This is a genomic window from Treponema lecithinolyticum ATCC 700332 (assembly GCA_000468055.1).
Lineage (GTDB): Bacteria > Spirochaetota > Spirochaetia > Treponematales > Treponemataceae > Treponema_C > Treponema_C lecithinolyticum.
Genome location: KI260554.1, coordinates 169,172 through 193,309, shown reverse-complemented (window position 1 = coordinate 193,309; position 24,138 = coordinate 169,172). Strand labels below are relative to the sequence as shown.

General features: G+C 45.8%; 16 protein-coding genes. 5 read left to right on the top strand and 11 right to left on the bottom strand.

The annotated features are described in order from the left end of the window. Positions 1-17 precede the first annotated feature (17 nt). The 8 genes from HMPREF9193_RS01515 to HMPREF9193_RS01480 all read right to left on the bottom strand — a co-directional run bounded on the left by HMPREF9193_RS01515 (position 18) and on the right by HMPREF9193_RS01480 (position 13,310). Positions 18-689: an HAD family hydrolase gene (locus HMPREF9193_RS01515; RefSeq protein ID WP_021686279.1), complete on the bottom strand. Its 672-nt coding sequence runs from the start codon at positions 687-689 to the stop codon at positions 18-20. Further along, entirely contained in the window at positions 686-1,906 is a 1,221-nt protein-coding gene (locus tag HMPREF9193_RS01510; RefSeq protein ID WP_021686278.1) for a hypothetical protein, read from the bottom strand. Before HMPREF9193_RS01510 ends, HMPREF9193_RS01515 begins: the two co-directional genes overlap by 4 nt. Further along, positions 1,893-2,318 (bottom strand): ExbD/TolR family protein, encoded by a 426-nt coding sequence (locus HMPREF9193_RS01505; RefSeq protein ID WP_021686277.1) that lies wholly within the window; start codon positions 2,316-2,318, stop codon positions 1,893-1,895. The genes HMPREF9193_RS01510 and HMPREF9193_RS01505 overlap by 14 nt, the downstream gene beginning before the upstream one ends. Beyond that, positions 2,308-2,931 carry a MotA/TolQ/ExbB proton channel family protein gene (locus tag HMPREF9193_RS01500; protein WP_021686276.1) on the bottom strand — a complete coding sequence of 208 codons (624 nt, stop codon included), beginning with the start codon at positions 2,929-2,931 and terminating at the stop codon, positions 2,308-2,310. Before HMPREF9193_RS01500 ends, HMPREF9193_RS01505 begins: the two co-directional genes overlap by 11 nt. A 12-nt stretch (positions 2,932-2,943) precedes the next feature. Then, complete coding sequence (locus HMPREF9193_RS01495) at positions 2,944-4,566, bottom strand: TonB-dependent receptor (RefSeq protein WP_156882433.1); 1,623 nt, start codon at positions 4,564-4,566, stop codon at positions 2,944-2,946. 153 nt (positions 4,567-4,719) lie between these two features. Continuing rightward, positions 4,720-7,578, bottom strand: coding sequence for a tetratricopeptide repeat protein (locus HMPREF9193_RS01490; RefSeq protein WP_040847207.1), 2,859 nt, complete (start codon positions 7,576-7,578; stop codon positions 4,720-4,722). Then, positions 7,571-8,911: a DUF8515 domain-containing protein gene (locus HMPREF9193_RS01485; protein ID WP_021686273.1), complete on the bottom strand. Its 1,341-nt coding sequence runs from the start codon at positions 8,909-8,911 to the stop codon at positions 7,571-7,573. The genes HMPREF9193_RS01490 and HMPREF9193_RS01485 overlap by 8 nt, the downstream gene beginning before the upstream one ends. Then, entirely contained in the window at positions 8,895-13,310 is a 4,416-nt protein-coding gene (locus HMPREF9193_RS01480; RefSeq protein WP_021686272.1) for a 2-hydroxyacyl-CoA dehydratase, read from the bottom strand. Before HMPREF9193_RS01480 ends, HMPREF9193_RS01485 begins: the two co-directional genes overlap by 17 nt. Before the next feature lie 99 nt (positions 13,311-13,409). Between HMPREF9193_RS01480 and murJ the strand changes: the two genes are divergently transcribed. Continuing rightward, a complete protein-coding gene (gene murJ / locus HMPREF9193_RS01475; RefSeq protein ID WP_084604335.1) occupies positions 13,410-15,032 on the top strand; it encodes a murein biosynthesis integral membrane protein MurJ in 1,623 nt (540 codons plus the stop codon). A gap of 119 nt (positions 15,033-15,151) precedes the next feature. On the opposite strand, the gene HMPREF9193_RS01470 is transcribed toward murJ, so the two are convergent. After that, positions 15,152-17,929: a tetratricopeptide repeat protein gene (locus HMPREF9193_RS01470; RefSeq protein WP_021686270.1), complete on the bottom strand. Its 2,778-nt coding sequence runs from the start codon at positions 17,927-17,929 to the stop codon at positions 15,152-15,154. After that, the gene (locus HMPREF9193_RS01465) at positions 17,929-19,458 is read right to left on the bottom strand and encodes a fibronectin type III domain-containing protein (protein ID WP_156882432.1); all 1,530 of its coding nucleotides are present in this window, start codon (positions 19,456-19,458) and stop codon (positions 17,929-17,931) included. Before HMPREF9193_RS01465 ends, HMPREF9193_RS01470 begins: the two co-directional genes overlap by 1 nt. A 26-nt stretch (positions 19,459-19,484) precedes the next feature. Between HMPREF9193_RS01465 and uvrC the strand changes: the two genes are divergently transcribed. Next, positions 19,485-21,437 carry an excinuclease ABC subunit UvrC gene (gene uvrC / locus HMPREF9193_RS01460; RefSeq protein ID WP_021686268.1) on the top strand — a complete coding sequence of 651 codons (1,953 nt, stop codon included), beginning with the start codon at positions 19,485-19,487 and terminating at the stop codon, positions 21,435-21,437. Positions 21,438-21,491: 54 nt separating this feature from the next. Here the strand turns inward: uvrC and HMPREF9193_RS01455 are convergent, their stop codons facing one another. Next, positions 21,492-22,430, bottom strand: a complete 939-nt coding sequence (locus HMPREF9193_RS01455) for an NYN domain-containing protein (protein ID WP_021686267.1) — start codon at positions 22,428-22,430, stop codon at positions 21,492-21,494. Between the two features lie 146 nt (positions 22,431-22,576). On the opposite strand from HMPREF9193_RS01455, the gene HMPREF9193_RS01450 reads away from it, so the two are divergent. The 3 genes from HMPREF9193_RS01450 to HMPREF9193_RS01440 all read left to right on the top strand — a co-directional run bounded on the left by HMPREF9193_RS01450 (position 22,577) and on the right by HMPREF9193_RS01440 (position 24,131). Then, positions 22,577-22,891 carry a TRL domain-containing protein gene (locus HMPREF9193_RS01450; protein ID WP_040847205.1) on the top strand — a complete coding sequence of 105 codons (315 nt, stop codon included), beginning with the start codon at positions 22,577-22,579 and terminating at the stop codon, positions 22,889-22,891. Positions 22,892-23,056: 165 nt separating this feature from the next. Next, entirely contained in the window at positions 23,057-23,479 is a 423-nt protein-coding gene (locus tag HMPREF9193_RS01445; RefSeq protein WP_021686264.1) for a hypothetical protein, read from the top strand. 46 nt (positions 23,480-23,525) lie between these two features. Next, positions 23,526-24,131, top strand: a complete 606-nt coding sequence (locus tag HMPREF9193_RS01440) for a P13 family porin (RefSeq protein WP_021686263.1) — start codon at positions 23,526-23,528, stop codon at positions 24,129-24,131. Positions 24,132-24,138 lie beyond the last annotated feature (7 nt).

Genomic DNA, 24,138 nt, shown 5'->3' with positions numbered 1-24,138 from the left:
TCCCCACCCTATACCTACTACTGTAGCACAATTTTACATAATTGGCGATAGTTTTTAAAAGAAATATCGGCTTCTGCAGGTTTTTTATGCAAAATCCGGCGCCATAAAGGCATAAGATAGGCGGTTTTCATACCGGCGCTCTTTGCCCCGCGGATATCGCTGCGGATATTGTTACCCACATACAAAATACGTTCCGCTTTTATGTTCAAACACTGCTGCAGCATTCCGAACGGATAAGCCGAAGGTTTAAGCGCTCCGCATTTTTCCGAACCGAGCACACAGTCGAACAAGGGCAAACATCCCCACAAATCGCCTTTTTGCTCCGGAGGAAAATCGGATAACACGGCAAGTTTTAATCCCGCCTGTTTAAAAGAAGACAAAGTTTCTTTTATATGCTTAAACGGCTTAATGCTTTTAAAAAACGGAGACAGCCCGTCATAAATCTTTTCGCGAATCAATTTATGCGCTTGCTCAACCGAAACATTCATATAGGAAGCTAAAAGCCGTGCTTGATATTCAAAAAAATCCGGAAGCGGCGCCGTCCGATGCAAAATATACCGTACTTTTTTAAACACAAGAAAAAATGAAAAATTTTTTAAAAAGTACGGCGCGATACGCATAAACAAACGCCAGTCCGAATACAGCGTACCGTCGATATCGAAAGCGACCGCTTCTATGTCACATATCATCGTTTATTTATACTATAAATAAACGATGCTTGTCCATTGCCGGAACCGGGTTCAAAGCGCCAGCGCACCAATTGAGCGCTCAATTCCGTTTGAATTTGCGGCGGCAAAAGCGCTGCCGGCGAAAACCGAATACTCGACGGCAATACGTTTCCGTCGGGCAAAACGGTAAATTCCACATTTAATTTGCGCGAACTGTCTATCAATTTTTCATTCTGTTTCGATATGGTTAAAACGGGTTTGGCAGGGTCTAAAAGCTTGCGGGGTTTACCGTCTTGCGTTTTTACGTTGATTTCGCCGCTGCCTGCAATCGATGCGGAAAACGAAGACTTTTGAGCCGAAGAGCTTGCATCAGCGTTCGAAGCGGAAGAAGCGCGGCTATTTTCACCTGCAGACGACGAAGATGAAAAAGCGGCTTTTTGTGTGCCGATTTTTGCCAACAAATCGCCTGTTTCGCCGGATACTTTACTTTTTGTTTGTGCATTTTCTTGCGAACTTTGCGAAACGGCGGCGCTTGTTTTTTCACGGGAAGCAGCCGTTCCGGCACTCCCGCTTAACGCGTTGGAACTTTTTGTATTTGCAGAATCAAAAGCCGACGATGCCGTGCTTTGCCCGCTGGACGCCGCAGATGACGAGCGTACCGTTTTACCCGATGAAAAAACGCTATCGTCCCAAACCGGAGACGTTTTTTCTTTTGCCGTACGTGCTTGTTCCGCCATTAACTGTTCCATACTTTTTTGAAGGGGTACGTTTTCGCGCCGCATGGCAGCTTTTGTGTCGGCTTTTTTTGCTTGCGCAGCAGAAGACGCGGCAGCCGAAGAAGAGGCAGCCGGACTTGCAGCTTTTGACGAAGATGCTGACGCTCCTTTGGGCGAAGAAGATGCCGTTTCGGTTTTTTGTGCCGGTGCTTTGCGGGAAGCCGCTTTTGCAGGAGCGCTTGCTTTTTGTGCGGAAGCGGCTGCAGATTTTGCCGTTTGAGCGGTTTTAGCCGGTTTGGGCACGGGAGCATTTTGTTCGCTTTGTGTATGTTCCGGTGCGTCTTGTTGAAGCGGGCGCACGGCGTTTTTTTGAACCGTTTGCGGCAGCGGCTCCAATTTAATCGACAGTGTTCCGAACGTTTGCTCGGTTTTATACGAAGGCAGCGGAATAATAAAAGCCGCCGCAAAAAGAAACATCCATAACACTGCCGAAAGCGAAAGCGCTTTTCTATCTTTTGTCATCGATAGTCCGTAAATTAACGGATAAAAATCCGTTTTGACGCAAAATATCGAATATGCGCACGATAGTCCCGTTGGTTACTAAACTGTCGGCTTCAAAACGCACCGGAAAATCCGAAACGGACCTGCCCGCTTTTTTTTCGCTTTCGGCAATATCCGCCAGTTTTGCCGACAATTGCGCCGCGTTTACGGCAGTATCGTCGAGCCACATAGCCCCGTTTTTTTGTACGGTAAGCGTTATGCCCGCCGTTTTAACCGCTTCCGATGTGGAAGACAAGGGTAAATTTAATTTTATTCCCGGAAGTTGAATAAACGTTGTAGACACCAAAAAAAACAAAATCAATTGAAAAACAACGTCTATCATGGGGATTAAGTCGGCTTTAGCTTTATTTACGGGAAGTCGTTTAAGTTTCATTGCGTATGTCCCGTCCTTGCACCATCATAAGCAAATCGGACACTTCCGTTTCTATAGCGGCAATACAGCGGTTCGCTTTATGCGTAAAATAATTATGAAAAATAATTGCGGGTATGGAAACGGTTAAGCCTGCAGCAGTAGTTACCAAAGCTTCCGCAATGGCACCGGCTAAAAGCGCAGGGTTTCCCATAGTGCCGGCAGCCCCTAAAATACCGAAAGCGCGGATATTTCCCGTTACCGTTCCCAAAAGTCCGAGCAAAGTGGAAACATTGGCAATTACCGCTAAAGGACTTAAAAAGCGTTCCAAATGAGGAATTTGACGCGTTGTTTCCGTTAAAACAGCTTCTTTTAAATCGGCAACCGAATAAGAGCGGCAGTGAATCAACTTATGCAATACGGCGGATGCAGGCGTTCCGTTTTTAGCACACATATTTTCCGCCGATACAAAATCGCGGTTTCTGATAAACGAACGTACCATTTGAAACAAAATGCCGTCTCTTTTTTTTAAATCGGCAAAGTACAATATGCGCTCAATAATGATAAACGTTGCGGCAAACGCGCATAAAAAAATGGGAAGCATTATCCATCCGCCGCTTTTTATAATTTTAAACATACACCAAACTCCTTACAGGAATAATTTTGCAAATAAAGCAACGGTACCGCTGTCCGTTATAAAATCTCCGGCTTTGCGCCGAACTCCGCCGGAAAACAATTTTATCATATCTTTTAGTTCAAGTTCTATCCTAAATTCGGGAACAAAGCGGTAATAGGCGGATGCCGATAATACGGGCGTGTAGTCGATTCCAAAACATTCGGTTATACCGGCTTGTGCCCCCCACTTCCCTTTTTCAGGAGAAATCGTACCGCTTACCCCGATCGCATGAATGTCTTCGCCGGGTATAACATCGAGCCAAGAGCCTTTCCACGACGCGGCAATTCCCCAAATTCCGAACTGGCTGGAAATTTCGGTATTTGTGTCCAAACGCAGCAGATCTTTTGTATGCGATGTGTACAAACCGGAAAGGATGTGTTTGCTGCCGTAGTCGGGCAAAAGCGCCCCGTGCGAAAAAGCCGTTTTTGAAAAGCTTATACCGCCGTTAAAAGCAAAAGTTTGCGCAAAGGGAAAAGCCGCTTCAACTTCGGCAAACCAATCGGCTTGTTCGGCGGCATCCGCTCCGAAATGCACAAAGGGGTACCTTTTATACAAAGCGGCAAAATCGCTTTGTACTGTGCGCATACCTCCGGAAGTTTTTATCGTCAATTCCGGTTTTTTATACATTAGGTTCAAAGAAAACGGAACTAAAATCGGAAGCTTTATATTGTCTGCAAACACAAAGCCGGCTGAAGCTCCCAGCGTCCATTTTTCTTTAACCGTACCGGAAATATCCGTATAAAAAGAACCCCGGTTTATAATTTTTTTATCGTCCGTTTGATCGGCTTGCACAAACAGCCAGCGGTACGAACCGTCAAAACCGAGCGTTAAAAAATGGGGTTTCCAATGAAAACCCGTTTGAAAATCTCCGAATACGGAATGCGCGCTCACATCGGCTCCGGCAGGAACGGAAGCTATGTAGCCGGGAAAGCGTTTGGCGTGTACAGTTTGTGCGCCGACGGACGCTTCCCAATCGGAAGGCAGCGCGGCGGTAAAAAAAACGGAACCGTCTACGCTTTGCCGTGATGTATTGTAAAACAGCGGACTTTGTTTTTGCAAACCGTCAGTGCTTGTATCGTAGCCGAATGCAAAAGCAAGCTCGCGCTCGCCTGAAAATAAAAAGCGTCCGTCGGCGGATAAAGCCGTATCGGTTTTATTATACCCATCGGAAGCCGAATAAGAACCGAGTCCGTTTTGCGCCGTATGCGAAAAACGTATGCCAAACGGATGTTTGCCCGTATTTTGAAACAAGGAAAACTTTCCTACAAAAAAGCCGGGAAATCCCGCGCCGATAACACCTTCAAGCCCCAGATTCGATGTTTTAAAAGATGCGGAACTTGCAGCGCCCGCCGTTGAATCTGCCGTTTCGGGCAGTTTAACCGAAAGCAAATAATCGGGGTCGGCTTGCGGCAATATAAGAGTAAAATCGGGAACGGCTTGCGAGTCCAGGGAAGAGGTACCGCCTTCTATAGTTGTACTGACGTCGGGTATTTGTATGTCTTCTTCGGTGCTTTGCGTCTCTTTTGCCGTTTGACTATTCTGCCGCGAAGGAGCGGCAAAAATGGTGTGCGGCGCGCACAAAAAAAGAAAAACCATAACAGCTGCCGGTACGGATATCCTAAACACGGACAAAAGCATACCGAAATCAAACGGTGCCTTTCGTACGCTACGTGTTGCGTTTTTTTTACCGTGTTTGTTTATTATCCGCACAGCAGAACAATTATACACATCCATTTTTTACCTCTTTAATTACCGCTTATCCGTTATACTTTTTGCCCGCGCCGTCCACACGGAACCGGCATGATCTTTTTGCATACGTTTATACACCGCAAGCGCGTCGGCGCTCATTTTTGCACAATCAAAAGCTTCAACTGCAAAATACAGCATTTTTACCGTTTGTTCGGCGCTTTCTTTTTCCGGCGCGGCGGAAAAACGTTCGGCAGCTTTTAAAAAACACGGAGCCGCTTTTGCGCACTCGTTTATTTCGCGGTATATGCGTCCCATTTTTTCAAGAACTTGCGCATGAAAAAACGCTTCTTTACTACCGCTTATGCGTAATTCTTCGGCTATTTCGGTTAACAATTTGAGCGCTTTTGTGCGCGTTGATTCGGCAGAGGCATACTCTTGCGCTAATTGAAAACCAATTTTTCTTCCTTTAGGTGTTTTGTTTTTACCTGCTTCTTGCCACGCGGTTTCGCTGTGTGCCGTTTTTTCATCCGCGCCGGCATTAAGACTTTCCAATTCGCGCGCAGCGTTTTGTAAATCGGCAGCGGCAAATTCCGCCGGATAGCGTTTTTGAATGCGCCGCGCAGTTTCCAAAGCTTGCGCATAATCCCTTTGTTTGCGGTACAAAGACAAAAGCGCTTTAAGCGAAGCAAAACAATACGTACTGTTTTCAAAACGAAGCGTTAAATCGCGGTATAAAAACAGCGCGCCGAAATCGTCATTTTGTTTTTCGCGGCACTGCGCTTCAAAAAACAGCGCGGTATCGCTGTATATACCCGCAGGATAATTAAAACGGAAATCTTGAAAATATTGTTCCGCTTTTGCATATTGTCCAGCTTCAAAACGGATTTCTCCGCGCTTTACTGCAGCTTGCCTGCTTTGCGTTGTTTTGGGGAACAGCAGCATTATGCGCTCGTATTCACGTTCGGCATGCTCTATATTTCCGGAGCGCGCATACGCCGAAGCAAGTAAAAAGCGGGCTGGAATGCTGTCTTCCGTATTTTGCAAAGCGCTTTGTTTTAAAACGTCCGCCGCACGGCTGAAGTTTTTTTGTTCCATATACAAGCCGGCGGCAAAAAGCGCCGATTCTTGTTTTTGTTTTTCGGTGCGGGCGCTGCGTACGGCGGCAAGAGCTTTATCGCTTGCCGCTGAAGTTTTTCCCTGCTGCAGGGCGCTGAGCGCACACAGCATATAAGCGTCCCACGTATAGCGCTTAAGCGTATCGGATGCTAAAAACTGTTCCGCAGCCGCATAGCTTTCGGCGTATTTTCCGCTGCGGTACAATGCGTTTGCCCCGTAATACAGCGCCCAGCTTTTTGTTTCACTGCCGTATTGAACGGCATTTTTTTTGTCCGCTTGTGCCGCATTGTTGCTTTTTGCCGCCTTTACATCCTGAACCGCTACACTTTGTGCCGCCGAAAGCAATTTATCCGCAGCGGTTTTCCAATCTTCTTTTGCATAAGCGCACAAACCTTCAAGATACGGATCGTTTGCAGCGTGTGCGCTTTTATTTTTTGCCGCCGGCACAGGTTTTCCTGATTTTAAAAGCGCTTTTGCACTTTCGTTCGATTGCGGAAAACGTGAGGTAAAAATATTCAGCGCTTGCTCTTTTTTACCGCTCAAATATAAACTTTGAGCAAGCACAAGTTCTTTGCCCTCCGAATCGGACAACCGGCCGCTAAGCGCACTTGTTTGAAACCCCTTATCGTTTTCAAGCGCTTGCAGCACATCGGCAGCTTCGGCATACGAGCCTTTTTTAAATAAACACACCGCATACCAAAAACCCGCTTTATCCGCAAATTCGAATGGTTTTTTGTTCCGCTGTTCCCACGCTTGCCGTGCACACCGTTCACAGTCTTCCCAGCGCTCGTTTTCTCCGTATAAAACGGCGCACAGCGCGTTGTAATAAAAAAGATTTTCACCATCTTGAGGAAAACGCTCGTGCAGTAAAACAAGCGCTTTTTCATTTTCCCTTTCTTTATACAGCATTAAAGCTTGATACAAACCGGAAAGCTCCCGTTGCACACTGTGCCCGTTTTGAGTATTTCCGCTGCTGCCATCCGCAACGTTTTGCATGTCAGCTCTTCTAAAATATTCTTTTGCTTCTTTAAACTTTCCGTTTTTAAAGGAAGAAACGCCCAAATTCATCCATAACCCGCTCATAAAGGGAATAATTTCATCGGGGGTGTCGCTTTGCGCATAGTTTCGTATATAATAATTTAATACGGCATTTAAATCCTTTGTACGCCCAACTGCGGCAAGCGAGCGTGCACAGCACACAAGCACGTCTTTGTCCAATTCTTTGTCGCCGAAAGGATTTTTTACTAAATCATACAAATACACAAGCGCTTGTACGTGTTTTTCCTGCTCGGAATATATACGTCCCAACCAATAGCGTGCTTTTTTACCGGCAAATTCCTCCGGCACCGTATCCGGCACTTGCCCGGAAAGTGCACGTTCTTTTGATTTTGATACTGCTTTTTTATCGGTTTTTTCCGCCGTATGCACGGCAGCAGGGGGCACAGCGGAAGGAACGGAATTTAAAGAAGACCCTTTTTTTTCAAAAAAAGAGTCGTTTAACGATGTAAAAAGTTCAACTGCTTGTTTTGTTTGCGCGCGATAATATAAACTTTCCGCTTTGTACAACATAACGGAAGGTATGCGATTTGAATAAGGAAACTTTTTTAAAAAAGTATCAGCCGCAGACAATACGTATTCGTAAGACCCGGAAGTAAAACGGCCGACAATCTCCGCAAACAAAGCTCCTTCGCTTTGCGCTTCGGCAGCTTGTACAGACAAAAGGCTACAAAAAAACACCGCCGCACACAGGGCACCGCGCGCACGATACACTGTTCTCATAGCTGTAAAACAACGTTTATTCAAAAACGTTACTCGCCGCTTTTTCTTTTACGGAAGGCCGTTCCGGATAAAACCGCTTTGACGCTTTTATCCGCACTAAAAACACAAAACAGCGCGCATTTTTTTGTACATAATCGTCAAGCGTATATTCTTGCCCGTTTTCAAACACTGCCGTTTGAAAAGTGCCGGAAGCGTCAAACCACGGGAAAAAAGCTGCAGTTCCGGTAAAAACTTGTTTTTCGGCGCTTTGTCCCGCAGCCGCCGTTGACGGGACGGAGCGGCGTACCGCTCCCAAAAAAAACCGCCCCGGTTCCGTTACGGCAAGTACGTAAAGCAAAGATTTTAAAAGTTCAACCGGGTAGCCCGAATCGGCAACAAAGCCGGTTTTTTTTAAAGCGCCGGAATTGTCGCGGTACAAAGAAAACGCTTCGGTTTTTACGTCGGCACCCGATGTGTTGTAATAATACAAAATCCCGGTACGTGCGGAAATCGCCGCGGCGGCAGCATTGCGTATATAATCAAATGCGTTGTACTCATCCGCCGTTTGCGCTTCGGCAAGCGGTAAAGCGGTACTTCTTTTTAGCGTTTCGTCCTCAATCGTACTTCCCGTAAGCGGCTTTACCAAACCGTCGGCTATCCATTTTATAAAATCGACATCCGCCGTTTGTCCGGTAAAAAAAGACGCTTCGTTTACGGCAGGAAGCAGCTCGCGCAGCACACCGATCATCTGCATGTTATCTTCATACGAGCGTTCAAACACTTTAGTATAATTCCACGGAAGCGTATATTCGGTTAAACGTTTTACATCCTTTAAAGACGCCGTATAAAACCATTCAAAATTTACGGGAACGGGCACGCGGTATGCTGCCGCCGCACCGAAAATATAAAAATATGCATAGGATTTTTCGGTATCCGGAGTAAATTCCACAAAAACGCGGCTGTCGGGAACAATATAGTAGCGCACGCGCAGCGGCTTTCCCGTTTTTTCATCGCGGAATAAAATCCACGCACCGGGAGCGTCTTTAGGCCATGTTTCAATTAACTCTTCGCGTTTTTCTTGCGCGTCCTCAAGTACAATCGGCTGTTTTACCAAGGGAGCAAATATTATTTGCAGTTCGCCGTTTTCTTTTTCTTTTCGTACCAAAAAATAATCGTCCGTGCGGTTTTGCACCGGAAGCGCTTCTTGGTTTTCCAAAAGTTCAACTTTTTGCAAAAGCCACGTATCGACTAATTGGGCGCGGCAATATGCCGAATCGGGAATTTCATACGCGGCTAAAAAAGTTGACATGCCGGAGCACACAAAAACGGCGGCACAAAACACACAAGTTTTTAAAATCAAACTACACTTTTTTTTCATCGGGGTGCCTTCCTACAGGGGCGTTTGCCAAAAGCAATTTTAAGCGATTCAATTGATTGACTTCGCTTGAACCCGGATCATAATCTATGGCGGAAATATTTGCATCCGGATACCGGTTGCGCAATTCTTTAATCATTCCTTTTCCGGTTACGTGATTGGGAAGACAGGCAAAGGGCTGCACGCACGCAATGCTGGGCACCCCTTCTTCTATCAATTCCACCATTTCTGCCGTTAAAAACCAGCCTTCGCCGGTAATGTTTCCCAACTGCACGATGTCGTTAACGCCTTTCATCAATTCATATATCGACGAGGGCGCTTCAAAGCGTTTGCTTTTTTTCAATTCGCGCTTTATTGTGCGACGGAACAATTCCAATGCCCACACTAAAAAACGTGCATTGCGCTCGGTTTTTTTAGGAAAAGCAAGCTGGCGGTGGCGGAATATTCCGGTAGAAAAAGTATAAAACAAAAAATCCGCCAAATCGGGAACCACACATTCGGCGCCCTCGCGTTCTATGGTGCCGAAAATATCGTTGTTTGCAGTCGGGTGGAATTTTACCAAAATTTCTCCGACAACGCCGACGCGCGGTTTTTTTGCCGGCAAAAGCGCCAAGTTGTCAAAATCGGCTACAATGCCTTTTATAAGCCGGTTGTATGTAAACGGCGAAAGCGATTTTAAAGCTTTTTGTGCAGCGCTGTTCCATTTTTCGTAAAGCGCGTCGGCGGAACCGGGAACGGCTTCATACGGGCGTGTGCGGTACAGTACGCGCATTAATAAATCGCCGAGCATAACCGAACGCATTGCCCTGATAAGCAGCGGCGCGGTAATTTTAAAACCGGGGTTTTGTTCAAAACCTTGTGCGCTTAAAGAAATAACGGGTATGTGCGACCACCCGGCATCCGCCAAAGCGCGGCGGATAAAGCCGATATAATTGGTAGCCCGGCAACCGCCTCCCGTTTGTGTTATAAGCAAACTGACGTGATTTAAATCGTATATGCCCGATTGCAGAGCTGCTATCATTTGTCCTGCAACCAAAATGGACGGATAGCATGCGTCATTGTTTACGTACTGCAGCCCCACATCTACAGCAGCAGCGTCGACTTCGGGCAGTACTACAAAATTAAAGCCCGAATAACGGAACGCCGCTTGTACCAGCCTAAAGTGAATGGGCGACATTTGGGGCGCTAAAATCGTATGCGTAATTTTCATTTTTTCGGTAAAAACGCGCCGCTGCCATGAGGACGGACGGATTACCGGAGCTACGTGCCTGCGCGAACGTTCTTTTACGGCTGCAATAAGGCTGCGTATGCGAATGCGCACCGCACCCAAATTGGAACCTTCGTCGATTTTTATAAGCGTAAACATTCGGCTTTTTGCTTTTAGAATTTCTTCAACTTGATCGGCGGTTACCGCATCCAAACCGCAGCCAAAACTGGTTAACTGTACCAATTCCAAATTAGGCATACCGGCGCAAAAAGAAGCTGCACGATACAAACGGTTGTGGTACGTCCACTGGTCTATAATACGCAGCGGACGCTCTATAGTACCCAAGTGGGCAAGACAGTCTTCCGTTAAAACGCCCAACCCCAAACCTGCAATCAATTCGGGAATACCGTGATTTATCTCCGGATCCAAATGGTACGGACGTCCGGCAAGTACGATACCGTTTGCTCCGCGCCGAATCAATTCTTCTACGGCAGACTCTCCGTAGCGGCGCACTTCTTCCCGGAAGTTTTCCTGTTCTTGCCACGCGTGTTCAACGGCGTCTTTTACTTCTTCAAAACCAAGGTCCGAAAAATGCACTTGAAGCTCTTCATACAAACGCTCAACCAAGCGCTGTTTGTCGTAGATAGGCAAAAAAGGATTCATAAAAATAAGAGCCGGGTCGTTTCGCAGTTCGTCTACATTGTTGCGCAATACTTCAGGATAGCTGGTAACGATGGGGCAATTATAGTGATTGCCCGCAAGCGGATCTTCTTGCTGTTCGTAAGGAGCGCAAGGATAAAAAATAAAACGCACACCCGCTTTTAAAAGAGAAGCTATATGTCCGTGGCTTATTTTACCCGGATAACATACCGATTCGGAAGGGATTGTTTCCAGCCCCTGTTCGTATACCGAACGCGTTGAGCGCGGCGAAAGGCGCACGCGGAATCCCAAACGGGTAAAAAAAGTAAACCACAGCGGGTAGTTTTCGTACATATTCAATACACGCAAAAGCCCTACATCGCCGCGTTTTGCTTGTTCCGGTTTAAGCGGTACGTACGAAAAAAGGCGCTTGTATTTCCATGCAAATACATTGGGAAGCGGGGTGCGGTCGGTGTTTCCCGTATCAGTGTTGCGGGCGTTGGATGCATCTACAACCGTATGCACGCCTTCAAGTTCGGCGCCGCGCTCACAGCGGTTACCGGTAATAAAAACGCGACCGTTTCCGCCGGTTGTAAACGTGTTTATCGTTAAAAGACAATTGTTTGAACATTTGCCGCAGCGGCGCAATTCCAAATCTACGTGGAATTTTTCAAGCTGAGAAAGGCTTGCAATGCCTGAGCGGATTTCTCCGGCGGCAACGCGCTTTGCCAAAGTTTCAGCTTGTTCGGTGGAAGCTCCCGCAGGAACAGCGGTTAAATCTTTCCATTGATCCAAAGCGATAAGAGCAGCCCCGTAGGCACCCATAAGACCTGCGACGTCGGGGCGGAATACGTTTACACCCGAGATTTTTTCAAACGCGCGCAGTACGGCGTCGTTGTTAAACGTTCCGCCCTGCACTACAACCTTAGTGCCGATATCGCTTGCTTTGCGTAATTTTATAACTTTGAACAGCGCATTTTTTATAACCGAATACGAAAGCCCTGCAGAAATATCGGCGACTGTAGCTCCTTCTTTTTGCGCTTGCTTTACGCGGCTGTTCATAAACACCGTACAGCGGCTGCCCAAATCCACGGGGTTTTCGGCAAGCAGCGCTTTTGTGCTGAACGTGCGCACATCCATGCCCAGCGAACGGGCAAAATTATCCAAAAAGCTTCCGCAGCCGGAAGAACAAGCTTCGTTTAATTGAATGGATGTAATTGCCCCGTCTTTCATGCGCAAACATTTCATATCCTGCCCGCCGATGTCCAAAAGGAATTCGACGCCGGGTACAAAAAAATCCGCTGCGCGGTAGTGCGCAATCGTTTCAACTTCTCCGGAATCTACGCTGAGCGCGGCTTGAAAAAGCGCTTCGCCGTAACCGGTAGACACCGAACGGGCTATATACACGTTCAAAGGAAGCAGTTTGTACAAATCTTTTAAAACCCGCACGGCAAGGTCTACCGGGTTTCCCGCGTTTACGTCATAAAAACGCCACAGTATTTTACCGTCGGCGTCGATAAGCACCGCTTTTGTAGTGGTGGATCCCGAATCCAAACCTAAAAACACCGGACCGTTTGTTTGCTGCAAATCGCCGGTTTGCGCCATTTGTGCCGCATGACGTTTGTGAAATTCTTCCAACTCCGCTTCGTTTTTAAACAGCGGTTCAAGACGCTGCACTTCTTTCATTTCCGCGCCGACAAGTGTTTTAAGTGAATCCCTAAGTTCGCGCACGGCGGGAAAGTGTACTTTTTCGCTGTTTTGCACGCAATTAAGCGAACGTTCTGCAGCAAGGGCCGCTCCTTCGGCAACAAAAAGCTGCGAATCTTCGGGGACGATTGACGCTTCTTTTTCCAATTTAAGCGTCAATTCAAAGCGGCGGCGCAATTGATCCAAAAAGTGAAGCGGACCGCCTAAAAAAGCGACATTGCCGCGGATAGGTTTACCGCACGCAAGACCGGAAATCGTTTGGCTGACGACAGCTTGAAAAATACTTGCCGCAATGTCTTCGCGCCGTGCGCCTTCGTTAATAAGCGGCTGTACGTCCGTTTTTGCAAATACGCCGCAGCGCGCGGCAATCGGGTATATGGTATCGGCACCGGAAGCAAGTTTGTTTAATCCGGGCGCGTCGGTTTCCAAAAGGGCTGCCATTTGATCTATAAAAGCGCCCGTGCCTCCCGCACATGTTCCGTTCATGCGCTGCTCCATACCGCCGGTCATGTACGTAATTTTTGCGTCTTCTCCGCCCAATTCTATAACCACATCCGTTTGCGGTATGCGTTTTTTTACGGCAGTAGTTGACGCAACCACTTCTTGTATAAAAGGAATGGACAGCCAGTGCGCAACGGCAAGCCCCCCGGAACCGGTTACTTTTACGCTGACGGTTTGTGCTTGTGCTTGAGGAAAGTTTTGTTCAATGCTGTCGAGGGCGTTGCCGACAACTGAAATAATCGTAGAGCGTATGTCGGCGCGGTGACGTTCGTATTGACTGAATACAACCGAATCATCCGCTTTTAAAACCACAACCTTTACCGTTGTAGAGCCGACATCTATACCCATGCGCACCGGTTCGCTTACCGGTTTGAATACCGTATTTTCCACAGTTTTACTATTTTACAGGCATTGCCACAAAGAGGCAATAGCGGTATGCTAAAGTTTATGAAGCACTCTTTAGTCTCCGCCGGCATAAAGCTTTCCCTTTTAACGCTTGCTTCGCGCATACTGGGTTTGGTGCGGGAAATGACAAAAGCTGCTTTTTTAGGAACCAGCGCTTTAGCCGATGCATTCGGCGTTGCGTTTATGATTCCCAATTTGTTCCGCCGTTTGTTTGCGGAAAACAGCATATCGGTTGCTTTTATTCCCACATTTAAAGCTATGCTTGAAAAATCCGGCGATACCGGCAGCAGTACCGATGCCGTCGAGCATGAAAAAAACATCCGAGATTTTTTAAACGCGGTTTTTACGCTTGTCGGTTTTACTGCAAGCGTAACCGTTGCCGCAGGCATTGCCCTTGCTCCGCTTATAGTGCCGCTTTTTGTACGCGGTGATGCTTCATCTGTTTTGCCTGAAATGATTTTTTTAACACGCATAATGTTTCCGTATTTATTGGTAATTTCCGTTGCGGCATTTTTTCAAGGTATATTAAACAGCGTCAATGTGTTTACACCGTCGGGCTTTACACCCATTTTGTTTAACCTGTGCGTTATCGGAGCTGCGTATTTTATTTCGCCTTACACGGCAAATCCCGCGCGCGCTATGGCTTACGGAGTAACGGCAGGCGGCATACTGCAAGCACTGTTTCAACTGCCCTTTGTTATTAAACAGGGATTTTTTCCCGTTTTTACCGGCGTAAAACGAGCCTTTACGGATCCGGAAACGCGGCGCGTATTAAAACTGATAGCACCCACCGTCGTAGGTATGGCGGCTTATCAGCTTAACGATGTGGTTTCCACTGCGCTTGCCGCTCGTGCCGGAGAAGGAATTGTATCCAGCTTACAATACTCGCTTCGCTTACAGGAGTTGATTTTAGGCATTTTTGCCGTTTCGGTCGGCACTGTTATTTTACCCGATTTATCCGGTTTTGCAAAACGCCGTGATTGGAGCGCTTTTGAAAAAATGCTGATGCGCGCCGTCGCCGTTATTGCCTTTATTACCGTACCTGTTTCTTTTTTTTCTTTTATATTCGGCGAAAATATTATTATCCTCATATACAAATCAAAGCGCTTTTCCGACGCTTCGGTTGCGTTGACGCTTTCGGCATTCCGTTTTCACGCAGTCGGCTTGTTTTTTATCGCTTTAAACCGCATTATTGCGCCAGCTTTTTATGCACAAAGCGACACCAAATCTCCGACGGCGGCGGGTATAGCCGGCTTTGCCGTAAACATTGCACTTGCCGCTTTGTTTATACATCCTTTAAAAGGAGCGGGTATTGCGCTTGCGCTGACGCTCGCAAGTGCGGCAAACACCGCTTTTTTGTTTTTATTTTTAACTAAAACCGACAAAATCCGATCCGGCTATATAGTACGTACTGCCGTTTTATATGCGGTTAAACTTTCCGTTTTTTCTTTTGCCGCGCTGGTGCCGCTTGTACTGTTAAAAAAACATGTTTTTTCCGTTTTTTCGCACATGCACCGCTTTATTGCGCAAGGCATACCGCTCGCTATATTGTTTGTACTTTTTGCCGCCGCACAAACGCTTTTATTGCTTTTAACTAAAGATAAAATTCTGTTTGATTTTATAAAAGGGCGGCGCCCAAAGGTTGCGTCGTCTTATAAAGACTAAAGAGCGCGCGAGGATATCTACTGCAGTGTTACAGGTCACATAAAAGGCTATGTGTCTACAGCTCGCAGCCTGTGCGGGCAAAGCACTTACCGGTTGTATATCTGTCGTGCGCCGCAGTACTATTTGAGCTTTTCGTCTATACGCTTAACTTCAAAGCTTAGCGCCGCCGCATGCCCCTTGTCGGGCAGATTTTTCATAAGAGAATTCATATACGAAAGGGTGTGCTTTAAAAGCATACTGCCGTGCAACGTTTGTGCGGCGGGAACGGGTTCCGCCAAACCGCTGGTGTGCAGCGCTTGTGCAGCTGTTAAAAGACCTGGCTTGCATAAAAGCCGATCGATTACATATTCCAATTTTACCCTGTTTAAACTTGAAAAAAACTCATCTTTTTTTTGTTCGGGCAAAAACGAACATAAATTGCGCAGCGAACCGAACATTTCGCACGTACTGTTAAATTCGGCAACCGGCGGTTTGTCGAACACTTCTTTTAAAACGGTTCTCACTTTTTCCATTAAAACTTCATCGCTGGTTAGGTTTTCATCGTCGGCTTGAGCGATGATGTCGTCTTCGCTGTCTGTGTTGTTGCCGGTTTCTTCAGCGTCCGCTTCATCGGACAACTCATTTTCTTTTTTATCTCCGTATTTTTCAGCAAGCGCACGAAGTCCCTGAAGGTTTTCGTTTTGCTTTTCGGCAGCTTTTTCCATACCTTCGGCGGCGTCTTGCAACCCGTCTGCAGCTTGCTGCAGCAATTCGGCTTCGCCGTTTTGTTCAATAGCCGGTTCAATTTCAAACTCTTCTTGCACCGCCGGGTTTTCCGCCGGAGCGGGGTTATCTTCAGTTTGCGGTACAACTTCGCTTTCGCTTGCTTTGGCTTTGTTTTGTTCCGTCGGGATAAACGCTGCCTGCGGCTCACTTTTTGTAACGGGATCTTCAACCTCTTCGCTTTCCGCTTCAAAACCGCTGCCGTCTATATCCATAAACTCTTGTTCTTCCAGCGGTTCATAGCTTTTTGAATTTTTTCCGTCAAACTCATCAAAGGCTGCACTGTTTTCGTCCGCTTTTTCAAAGTCCAAAGGACTGTCTGCCGGAAGTAATTGCGAAAGATCAAAATATTCGTCGTCCGGTTTTTCCTGTGTAAGCTCTTCTTTGTTTTCAATCAATTCCAAAGGATCGTATTCGTCGTCGATACTCTGCTCGCTTTGAACTTTAAAATCATCAAAGGTAAAATCGTTGTAGCACTCGGTTTGTTCCGTTATATCGGGAAAGTCAATCGGTTCAAGCTCTTCATCAATTTCAGCTGAACCGGCATTTTCTTTTGCACCGCTTGCAGCACCGGCAAGGTTTTGTCCCGCGTTTTGGAACGACGACGGCATATCGGCTTCTTCAATAGCGGCAAATGCGTTTTCCCGCGCACTTATGGAATCCCGCACGGCATCCAAATTTAATTCTGCGCCGTTATTTTTATTAAGCACATCGGTAATAACGGACATAGCTTCTTTGTCTTCACTCAAGTGCCGGCTGAGCACACCTATCCGTTTAATAAGGGCGGTGTTGTTTGCATTTAAATCCAAACTGTGTTTCCATGCTGCAAGTGCCTTTTTATATTTTTTTAACGATTCATAACAGCTGCCCAAAGAATTCCACGCTTCGGCATCGTCCGGTTTTGCATGCACATATTCTTTTAAAAACCGTTCGGCGTCTTCAAACATTCCCGAACCGACAAACTGTTCGGCATTATCCTTTAAAAAACCGTTTGCTTTGGGATCAAGTTTGCGGATGTGTTTACAGCACGTATACGCTTTTTTTATTTCGCCGTTACGAATAAAATACTGGCTGAGCACATTAAGCATAGCGATGTCGTTGGAGTTTTTATCGTACACCCGTTTTAAACGAAGGGCAGCGTCGTACAAGCGATCCAGCGCGATAAGCACTTTTGCATAGCGCACGGCAACCCGCTCATCGCCGCTTTCCAGAATTTCAAGCTTTTCCAAAATATCGGAAGCTTGTGTATATTTTTTTTGTTTTTCATATGCTTTACTTAAACCGTTCAATGCTTCCGTGTTTTCGGCGTTCAGCTTCAGCACTTTTGAATAGGTTAGTTCTGCGTTTTCAAAATCATCCTGCTTTAAATACAAACGCCCCAATTTATTGTATGCGCTTTCATTTGCAGGGTTTAATTTTATATCCTGTAATAAAATATCTTTTGCTTTTTCAGTTTCTTTCATGTGCAAAAGCAAATCGGCATACTTTCCGGCAGCTTCCGACCACGTCGGCTTTGAGCGAAGCGCCGCTTGAAAATGTTTTTCGGCTTCTTCATCTTTACCCTGAGAAGCCAAACTTAATGCAACGTTGTAGTGCAAAACGGGGTGATTGGGGTCTACTTGCAAACCGCGCGAAAATGCTGCAATAGCTTTATCGTGATTGCCACGTAAATCTTCTATACAGCCTAAGTGATTATATGCAAGCACATCGTTCGGATTGGAATCGATAACATTCATAAAACATTCGGCAGCTTTGTCGTATTGTTTCATTAAGCGATACGTATAGCCCATATTGTAATCGACGGCGCCCGCTTTTGAATCCCTGTCGCGCACTTGCTCCATCATTTTTATGGACTCTTCGAATCTGCCCAAACGCCGGTATATACCGCTTAAATAGTTAAGCGCATCAAAATTATCCGGTTCTTTTTCAAGCACGGAAGTAAAAACGCCCAACGCATTTTCATCGTCCCCGGCGCTTACATAAGCAGAGCCGAGTTTTATTAAAATGTCCGTATTGTTTTCGTCAGACTTTAAAGCTTTGGTATATAAACGGATTGCCGAAACATAATCGCGTGCTACGGCAGCGGCGTTTGCCCGCTGAAGAGTAAAAGATATTTTATTTGCAGCTTCACTCATTACAATCCCTTTAACGGCCTCGCATACGCTTCTTCCGATAAAACGCTTTCAAGCCGCTTGTCCGTACTGTCGTAAGCGCTTACGGCAAAATAGTATATTTTACCGTTTTCCAAACCGGAAAGACGAAAGCCCGTTTTTTTTCCGGCATCGACGGGAGAAGAGCCCTGCGCTGCGCTTTGACCGATATATTCACCTGAAGTGCTGCCGTAGTATACCATATAACCGGACGGTGTGTCTCCCGAAGAAGCAAGCCATAAAAGATCGACATAGCCGTCGCCCGCTTTTGCAAACAAACGGACCGGTGCCGGCGGCGCTTCTTTTTCGATGTACGCAATTTTTAATTCCGTTACCGAAGGAGCTTTCATCGCTGCACCGTCGGTATACAAAGCGCCGGCGGTTTGCATCCATATACCCGAAACGTTTTCTATAAGCTTTCCGCTTTTTACCGGAACCCACGGCGGGTACACGGATGTCCATTCGTGGTAATTATCTCCTGCGCGGATAAAAAACTGCACATCGGTTTGCTCCGGCGTATCGACAACCGCCGTAATTCCCGTAAACGCCGTTCCTGCAGAAAAGGGTCCGAACGGTTCGGTTTCAAAATAACCGCCGCCTGCGGCATACAGGCTTTGATGATAATCGAATTGTACCGTTTTACGGCGGATACAAACTTCATCGATTTTCCCGCTAAAAAAGGGGCATATTTCCAATTCGGCAGGAACACCAAGCACGCCGGCATACACAGTACCGGAAGACGTGCCGTCGGATGTAATATAAGTAAGCGCTTCGATTTTGCCGTCTACCCGGTATTCCAACAACCCTGTTTCCTCGTCGAACGCAATTGAATGCAGCGCCCATTTATTCGGAATTACCAAATGATTTCCCGAAAGCACCACATCTTTTTTTTTGTCGGCATCGGTAAACACATTGGTAAAAGTCCATTCAAGCTTATTATTAAAAAAAGCAGCGCCTATCATTTGGTACAGCGGATTGCCGTTTACATTTTGCGATGAACGCCACAAAAATACGGTTTCGCCGTTTTCGGCAAGCGCCGGATTAAGCCAAAAAGATAAAGTAAAAGAACCCGCAGCTCCCGGTCTTCCGAACAAAGCTTTTTTTGAACCTTTTAAACGCAGCCCGCCGCCTGAGCCCTTGCCGGAAGCGGCATATTTACCCATAATGGTATCAGGTACGGCGGTAAGAACGGAAGAAACAACACTGTAATTTCCCGCAGCATCGTTAAAAGAAGCGTTTTCAAAATTAAGCAATAAATCGATATCGGCAGACAGCGTAATTGCCGCAGACGCAACGGTAACGGCTTCTTTACCGAACCGTCCGGCTTTTTTTGCGGTGTTGCGCGCCGTTTGAACGGAAGACCAGCCTTTGTCACCGCCGACAACGATTTCCTTTACGGAACTGCGCAGCGAATTCGGCAAAGCGCCGGAAAGCTGTTCGGCTTCGCAAAAAAACGCATACGAAAACAAAGATAAAACTGTACAAACTGCAAAAAAATGATTATTTTTAATCATAATAAAACCCCAAGCGGCAGCATACAATGAAAACGGAAAACAGTCGGTACCGGATATTACATAATACAGCTCTCGGCGCTCCACGTTCAAGCGGTGTATACTTGTGGAAAGACGGCGAACAAACCGTTTTATACGTCGGCAAAGCTAAAAATCTGAAAAACAGGTTAGCCTCCTATTTTTCCGGACAAAAAGACATAAAAACTCGCATTCTCGTATCAAAAGCTTATTCCATAGAGTATATTACTACCGCCAATGAATATGAAGCCCTTATTTTGGAAAATACGCTTATAAAGCAATACCGACCTCGCTACAATATCGATTTAAAGGACGATAAATCCTATCCGGTCGCCCGTATTACCAACGAAGCTTTTCCGCGCCTTATTAAAACACGCAAAATCATACAAGACGGCTCTGTGTATTACGGCCCCTTTCCCAACGCAGGAGCACTCAGTACGTTTATAGATACGCTTGGCAGCATATACCCGCTGCGTCAATGCAAAAAGATGCCCCACAGACGCAATCCTTGTATGTATTATCATATAGGCCGCTGTGCCGCTCCATGCTGCGGAAAAATCGACAAACAAACCTATAGTTCAATTATCGATGAAATAAAGCGGTTTCTTGAAGAAAATCCCGAAAAAGCTGTCGAAAATCTCGAAAACAAGATGAAACGTGCGGCGCAAGAATTAAAGTTCGAAAAAGCCGGCCGATACCGTGATTGTGCGGCGGCTTTAAAAACGCTTAGACTGCAAAACGCAGTCAGCGATTTTAACCCCGAAAGTAGAGATTACATAGGTTTTTATACAGAAGGAAGCCTTGTCAGCTTTGCAGTGTTAAAAATGCGCTCGGGTAAATTGGTTATGAAAGACGTATATCGCACGAGAAGCCTTAAAGAGGGCGGAGAATTGATATGTGAATTCATTACCGCTTATTACACGGAAAAAACGATGATTCCGCCGCGCATATTCGTGCAAAACAAAGACGGCTTGGAATTAATTGAAAAATGGCTGTTTGAAAGCTTCAATATTCACAGTAATATAACAACAGCTCAAGAAACGGATGCCTATGCCCGCCACGAAGCGGCATTGCGCATGGCAGAACACAATGCAAAAGAAGACATTGTGCGCCGCATGCGCGAACGCGGTGATACGCCTGCTTTGGAAGAATTAAAAAAAGTGCTGCATTTGGAACAGCTACCTTTACGCATAGAAGGTTTCGATATCGCTCATTTGGCAGGAAAATTTACCGTTGCAAGCCTTATCAGTTTTTACAACGGCAATCCGGATAAGAAAAACTACCGCATTTTCCGGCTTAAAAGCCTTGAAGGACGCATAGACGACTTTGCATCTCTTCGCGAAGCGGCAAGCCGGCGTTACACACGGCTTTTAAATGAACAAGCAGAAATGCCCGACCTTATTATGATAGACGGCGGTATAGGACAAGTAAACGCCGTAAAAGGCGTTTTGGACGCACTGGGATTGCCCATCCCTTTGGTCGGTCTTGCAAAACGGGACGAAGAACTGTACCTACCCGGAGTTTCGGAACCCATCCGTTTACCCAAACGTAGCGACGCCCTGCGGCTTTTGCAGCGCGTTCGGGACGAAACTCACCGGTTTGCTACCAGCCGCAACCAAGCGTTGCGCACAAAAGAAAACACGGTAAGCGTTTTTACCCGCTTGCCGCATGTCGGTCCCAAACGCGCCGCGCTTATTATGGAAAAATGGACCAATATCGAAAAACTGGCAAATGCTTCCGCCGGACAAATAGCCGATGTTTTAACCGTCAGCGCACTGCAAGCTGAAGACATAAAAAAAGGTGCACGCATTGCGGCGCAAACAGCTGCCGCACACACTCACGCACCGCCGGATATTACAAACGCGTATACCGCTCACCTTGCAGCATTGGCATTGAAACAAAACACGGAGCTGAGCGCCGCCGAAAAAGCACCGCCTTACCGACCGGAAAAACCGCAAAAATAACAAACACGTTCCGCAAATTTCGCAAAAGTCGGCTTACTCCGCCGCCGCCCCCTGTTATACCCTGCTCAAATACCACGATAAACCGCGGTTTTCCAATTTTACCAACCCGCGCTTTTCCGCATCAAGCGCCAGTTTTTTAAACCGCCCGTATCCGTAATCGCGGTAATTGATTTTTTTTGCCGCTTCGTTAAACGCCATCGGTTTATCCCCGTCTACAATAGCGAGTAAACGTTTAAACACTTCCGGTAAGCCTTTTTGTGCACGGTCTGCCAATTCCAAAACAGTACCGTCTTCATCGGCATAGCGGACGGAACGCACTTTTACCGCATCGCCGATAAAAGCTTTCCACGTACGGTAGCCGAGTTTTTTTTCGTTAAACCCCGAATTTAAAAGTTTCATGCGGATTTTAATCGCACCCAAGTGAGGAATTTTATGCTCTTTTTGCATAATGTCTACCGTGTTTTCCAAAAGTTCAAATGCTTGCTCTTTTGTCAACCGTTCGCTGCGTTCCGCTCCGTTTTCTTCATCGTTTGAACCGTCGGCAGAATCTGCCGCATCGATAATATCACGGTAGTCTTTGAAATCATCCGCCATTTTTAAAAGATCTTCGGAAGCGTTGTTGGTAACGTCACAAATAACGAGGGTTTGTTTACCGTATTTACGCAAACTGAGCAAAAGCGGACGAAAATCCGCATCGCCGGTAATCAAAACGAATTTTTCAATATGCGGATATTGAAAAATCAATTCAACTCCGTGTGCGACCATAGACATATCGGAGCTGTCTTTGCGCGAAGCGGGAACATGGATGAGTTCAAAACTGTTTGCCGCAAGTTCCGCCGCTATATTTTTAATGTGATTTCGGTTCCAATCGCCGAACGCCATTGCATAGGATATTTTTCCGTCTTCGGAAATCGTATCTATAATAAGCTGAATATAGTTTGTTCCGCGCGGCGGCGTAACGTTTTCTATATCCCATAAAATTGCCGTATTCATACTATTGTTGCCTCCGCAATAATTGTGTTTTACTATAGCACAAAAATAAAGATTTTCAAAGCTGTCAACAAAAATTTATTTATACGGCTTGATTTTTTGTATAAAATAAGGTATAATGTATGTATATTTTATTAGGAGGTTTTCTTATGAAGAAAATCGCATTTGTGTTGGTATGCGCACTTGCTGTTATGCTGCTTGCTGCATGCTCAACGACATACCCCTTTGATGCCGGTGCTACCGGTATGGTAGGTTCGAAAGTCGGAGAAGCTTCTCAGTCTTTCATCGGATCCTATTATATGGGCGCTGTAGCGGGCTTCCCCTTGAAAGGTGAAGGTGGCGTACAGATGGCTGCTAAAAACGGCGGCATCTCCAAAATCGGTACGGTTGATATCCGCATCGATTGGCCTGCCAGCCCCGCTATTCCTTTCTGCACTGTAACCACTGTGGTTTCCGGTGACTAAGGTTTAAAAAAAACAGTATCGCTTCGGCGGTACTGTTTTTTTTGTGGTAAATAATTATTTATGAAAATAAAATATTTTATATTATCAAGTTTATTCTGTTTTTGTTTTTTAAGTTGTATAACCTTACCGGGCACAACCGGTAAAGAAAAAGTTATAACAACTTTTATGTCTTCGGGTAATTTGCAATACTATATTCGCCCGGGAAAATTAATTTCAACAGAAGCAAAAGATAAATCTTTTGTTATGATAGACTTTACCTATCAAAAACAAAACCGCTCTTATGTTACCGATGCATACGTTAATTTTACCCTTCACGGTAAAACCGAAGCTTTTATTTCAGAAGCGCGGTTTGTGTTTACAGACAAAACATTTGTACAATTAAAAAATATTTCCTTACTCAGACGGGATGCAAAAGAACATCTCATACGGGTATCTACAATTCTCGAAAAAGACCGTATTCAAGATGTTTTGGAAGCGCTTCACTTATCCCAAGCTTTTTTGGAAATTAGCCTTGACGACGGTACTGTAAAACGATTTACAGTTACACCGGATATGATTGAAAGATTGAACGAAGCTTTTTCAAAATAAACATTTTTATACACTAAAAGGATTCAGTTTAAGGAGAGAAAAACAAATGAAAAAACTTTTTTTAGCGGCTGTAAGTGTGTGCTTATTATGTGCGGCGGCTTTTGCACAAGATATGCCGCTCGATGCGGAAACAAAAGCCGACCTGTCGGCACGTGCTAAAATTTTATTAAAAGATGTAAAGAAACATCAAGAAAAAATCCAAAAAATCGCTATTGAACTTCCCTATCAAGAACGTCTTTCTCTTTACAACAAAGAAAAAAAAGAGACTTTGGGACCTGTTGCAATAAATGTTTTTTCGTTTCTTGTTGGTATTCCGCCGAATTTAGGTATAGGATCTTTTGCTCAAAAAGATATAGCGGGCGGAGTAATACATTTAGGAACGGGACTTATCGGAACCGGCTGTGCGGTTGGTGGATGTCTTTCATTACTTATCTCAAAAAAACCGGAAGAGTATGCCATACCTTTACTTGTAGCAGGTGGCGCTATTTCGCTCGGTTCATGGATATTCGGCATCGTCCGTCCTATAACCTACGCTTCCAAATACAACAGACGTCTTGAACAAGCGTTATTACTGAACGACGCGCAAATGTCGATTGTTCCGCTCGCGGTTCCTAACGGACAATTCGGCTTAGCCGTGTCGGTGCGCTATTAAATTTTCC

Coding starts and splice junctions, on each gene's coding strand:
- murJ (WP_084604335.1), top strand. CDS start 13,410: ATGAAGCACTCTTTAGTCTCCGCCGGCATAAAGCTTTCCCTTTTAACG.
- HMPREF9193_RS01495 (WP_156882433.1), bottom strand. CDS start 4,566: ATGGTTTTTCTTTTTTTGTGCGCGCCGCACACCATTTTTGCCGCTCCT.
- HMPREF9193_RS01505 (WP_021686277.1), bottom strand. CDS start 2,318: ATGAAACTTAAACGACTTCCCGTAAATAAAGCTAAAGCCGACTTAATC.
- HMPREF9193_RS01485 (WP_021686273.1), bottom strand. CDS start 8,911: ATGAAAAAAAAGTGTAGTTTGATTTTAAAAACTTGTGTGTTTTGTGCC.
- HMPREF9193_RS01515 (WP_021686279.1), bottom strand. CDS start 689: ATGATATGTGACATAGAAGCGGTCGCTTTCGATATCGACGGTACGCTG.
- HMPREF9193_RS01445 (WP_021686264.1), top strand. CDS start 23,057: ATGTCTTCGGGTAATTTGCAATACTATATTCGCCCGGGAAAATTAATT.
- HMPREF9193_RS01470 (WP_021686270.1), bottom strand. CDS start 17,929: ATGAGTGAAGCTGCAAATAAAATATCTTTTACTCTTCAGCGGGCAAAC.
- HMPREF9193_RS01480 (WP_021686272.1), bottom strand. CDS start 13,310: ATGGGTATAGATGTCGGCTCTACAACGGTAAAGGTTGTGGTTTTAAAA.
- HMPREF9193_RS01440 (WP_021686263.1), top strand. CDS start 23,526: ATGAAAAAACTTTTTTTAGCGGCTGTAAGTGTGTGCTTATTATGTGCG.
- HMPREF9193_RS01450 (WP_040847205.1), top strand. CDS start 22,577: ATGAAGAAAATCGCATTTGTGTTGGTATGCGCACTTGCTGTTATGCTG.
- HMPREF9193_RS01455 (WP_021686267.1), bottom strand. CDS start 22,430: ATGAATACGGCAATTTTATGGGATATAGAAAACGTTACGCCGCCGCGC.
- HMPREF9193_RS01510 (WP_021686278.1), bottom strand. CDS start 1,906: ATGACAAAAGATAGAAAAGCGCTTTCGCTTTCGGCAGTGTTATGGATG.
- HMPREF9193_RS01500 (WP_021686276.1), bottom strand. CDS start 2,931: ATGTTTAAAATTATAAAAAGCGGCGGATGGATAATGCTTCCCATTTTT.
- HMPREF9193_RS01465 (WP_156882432.1), bottom strand. CDS start 19,458: ATGATTAAAAATAATCATTTTTTTGCAGTTTGTACAGTTTTATCTTTG.
- uvrC (WP_021686268.1), top strand. CDS start 19,485: ATGAAAACGGAAAACAGTCGGTACCGGATATTACATAATACAGCTCTC.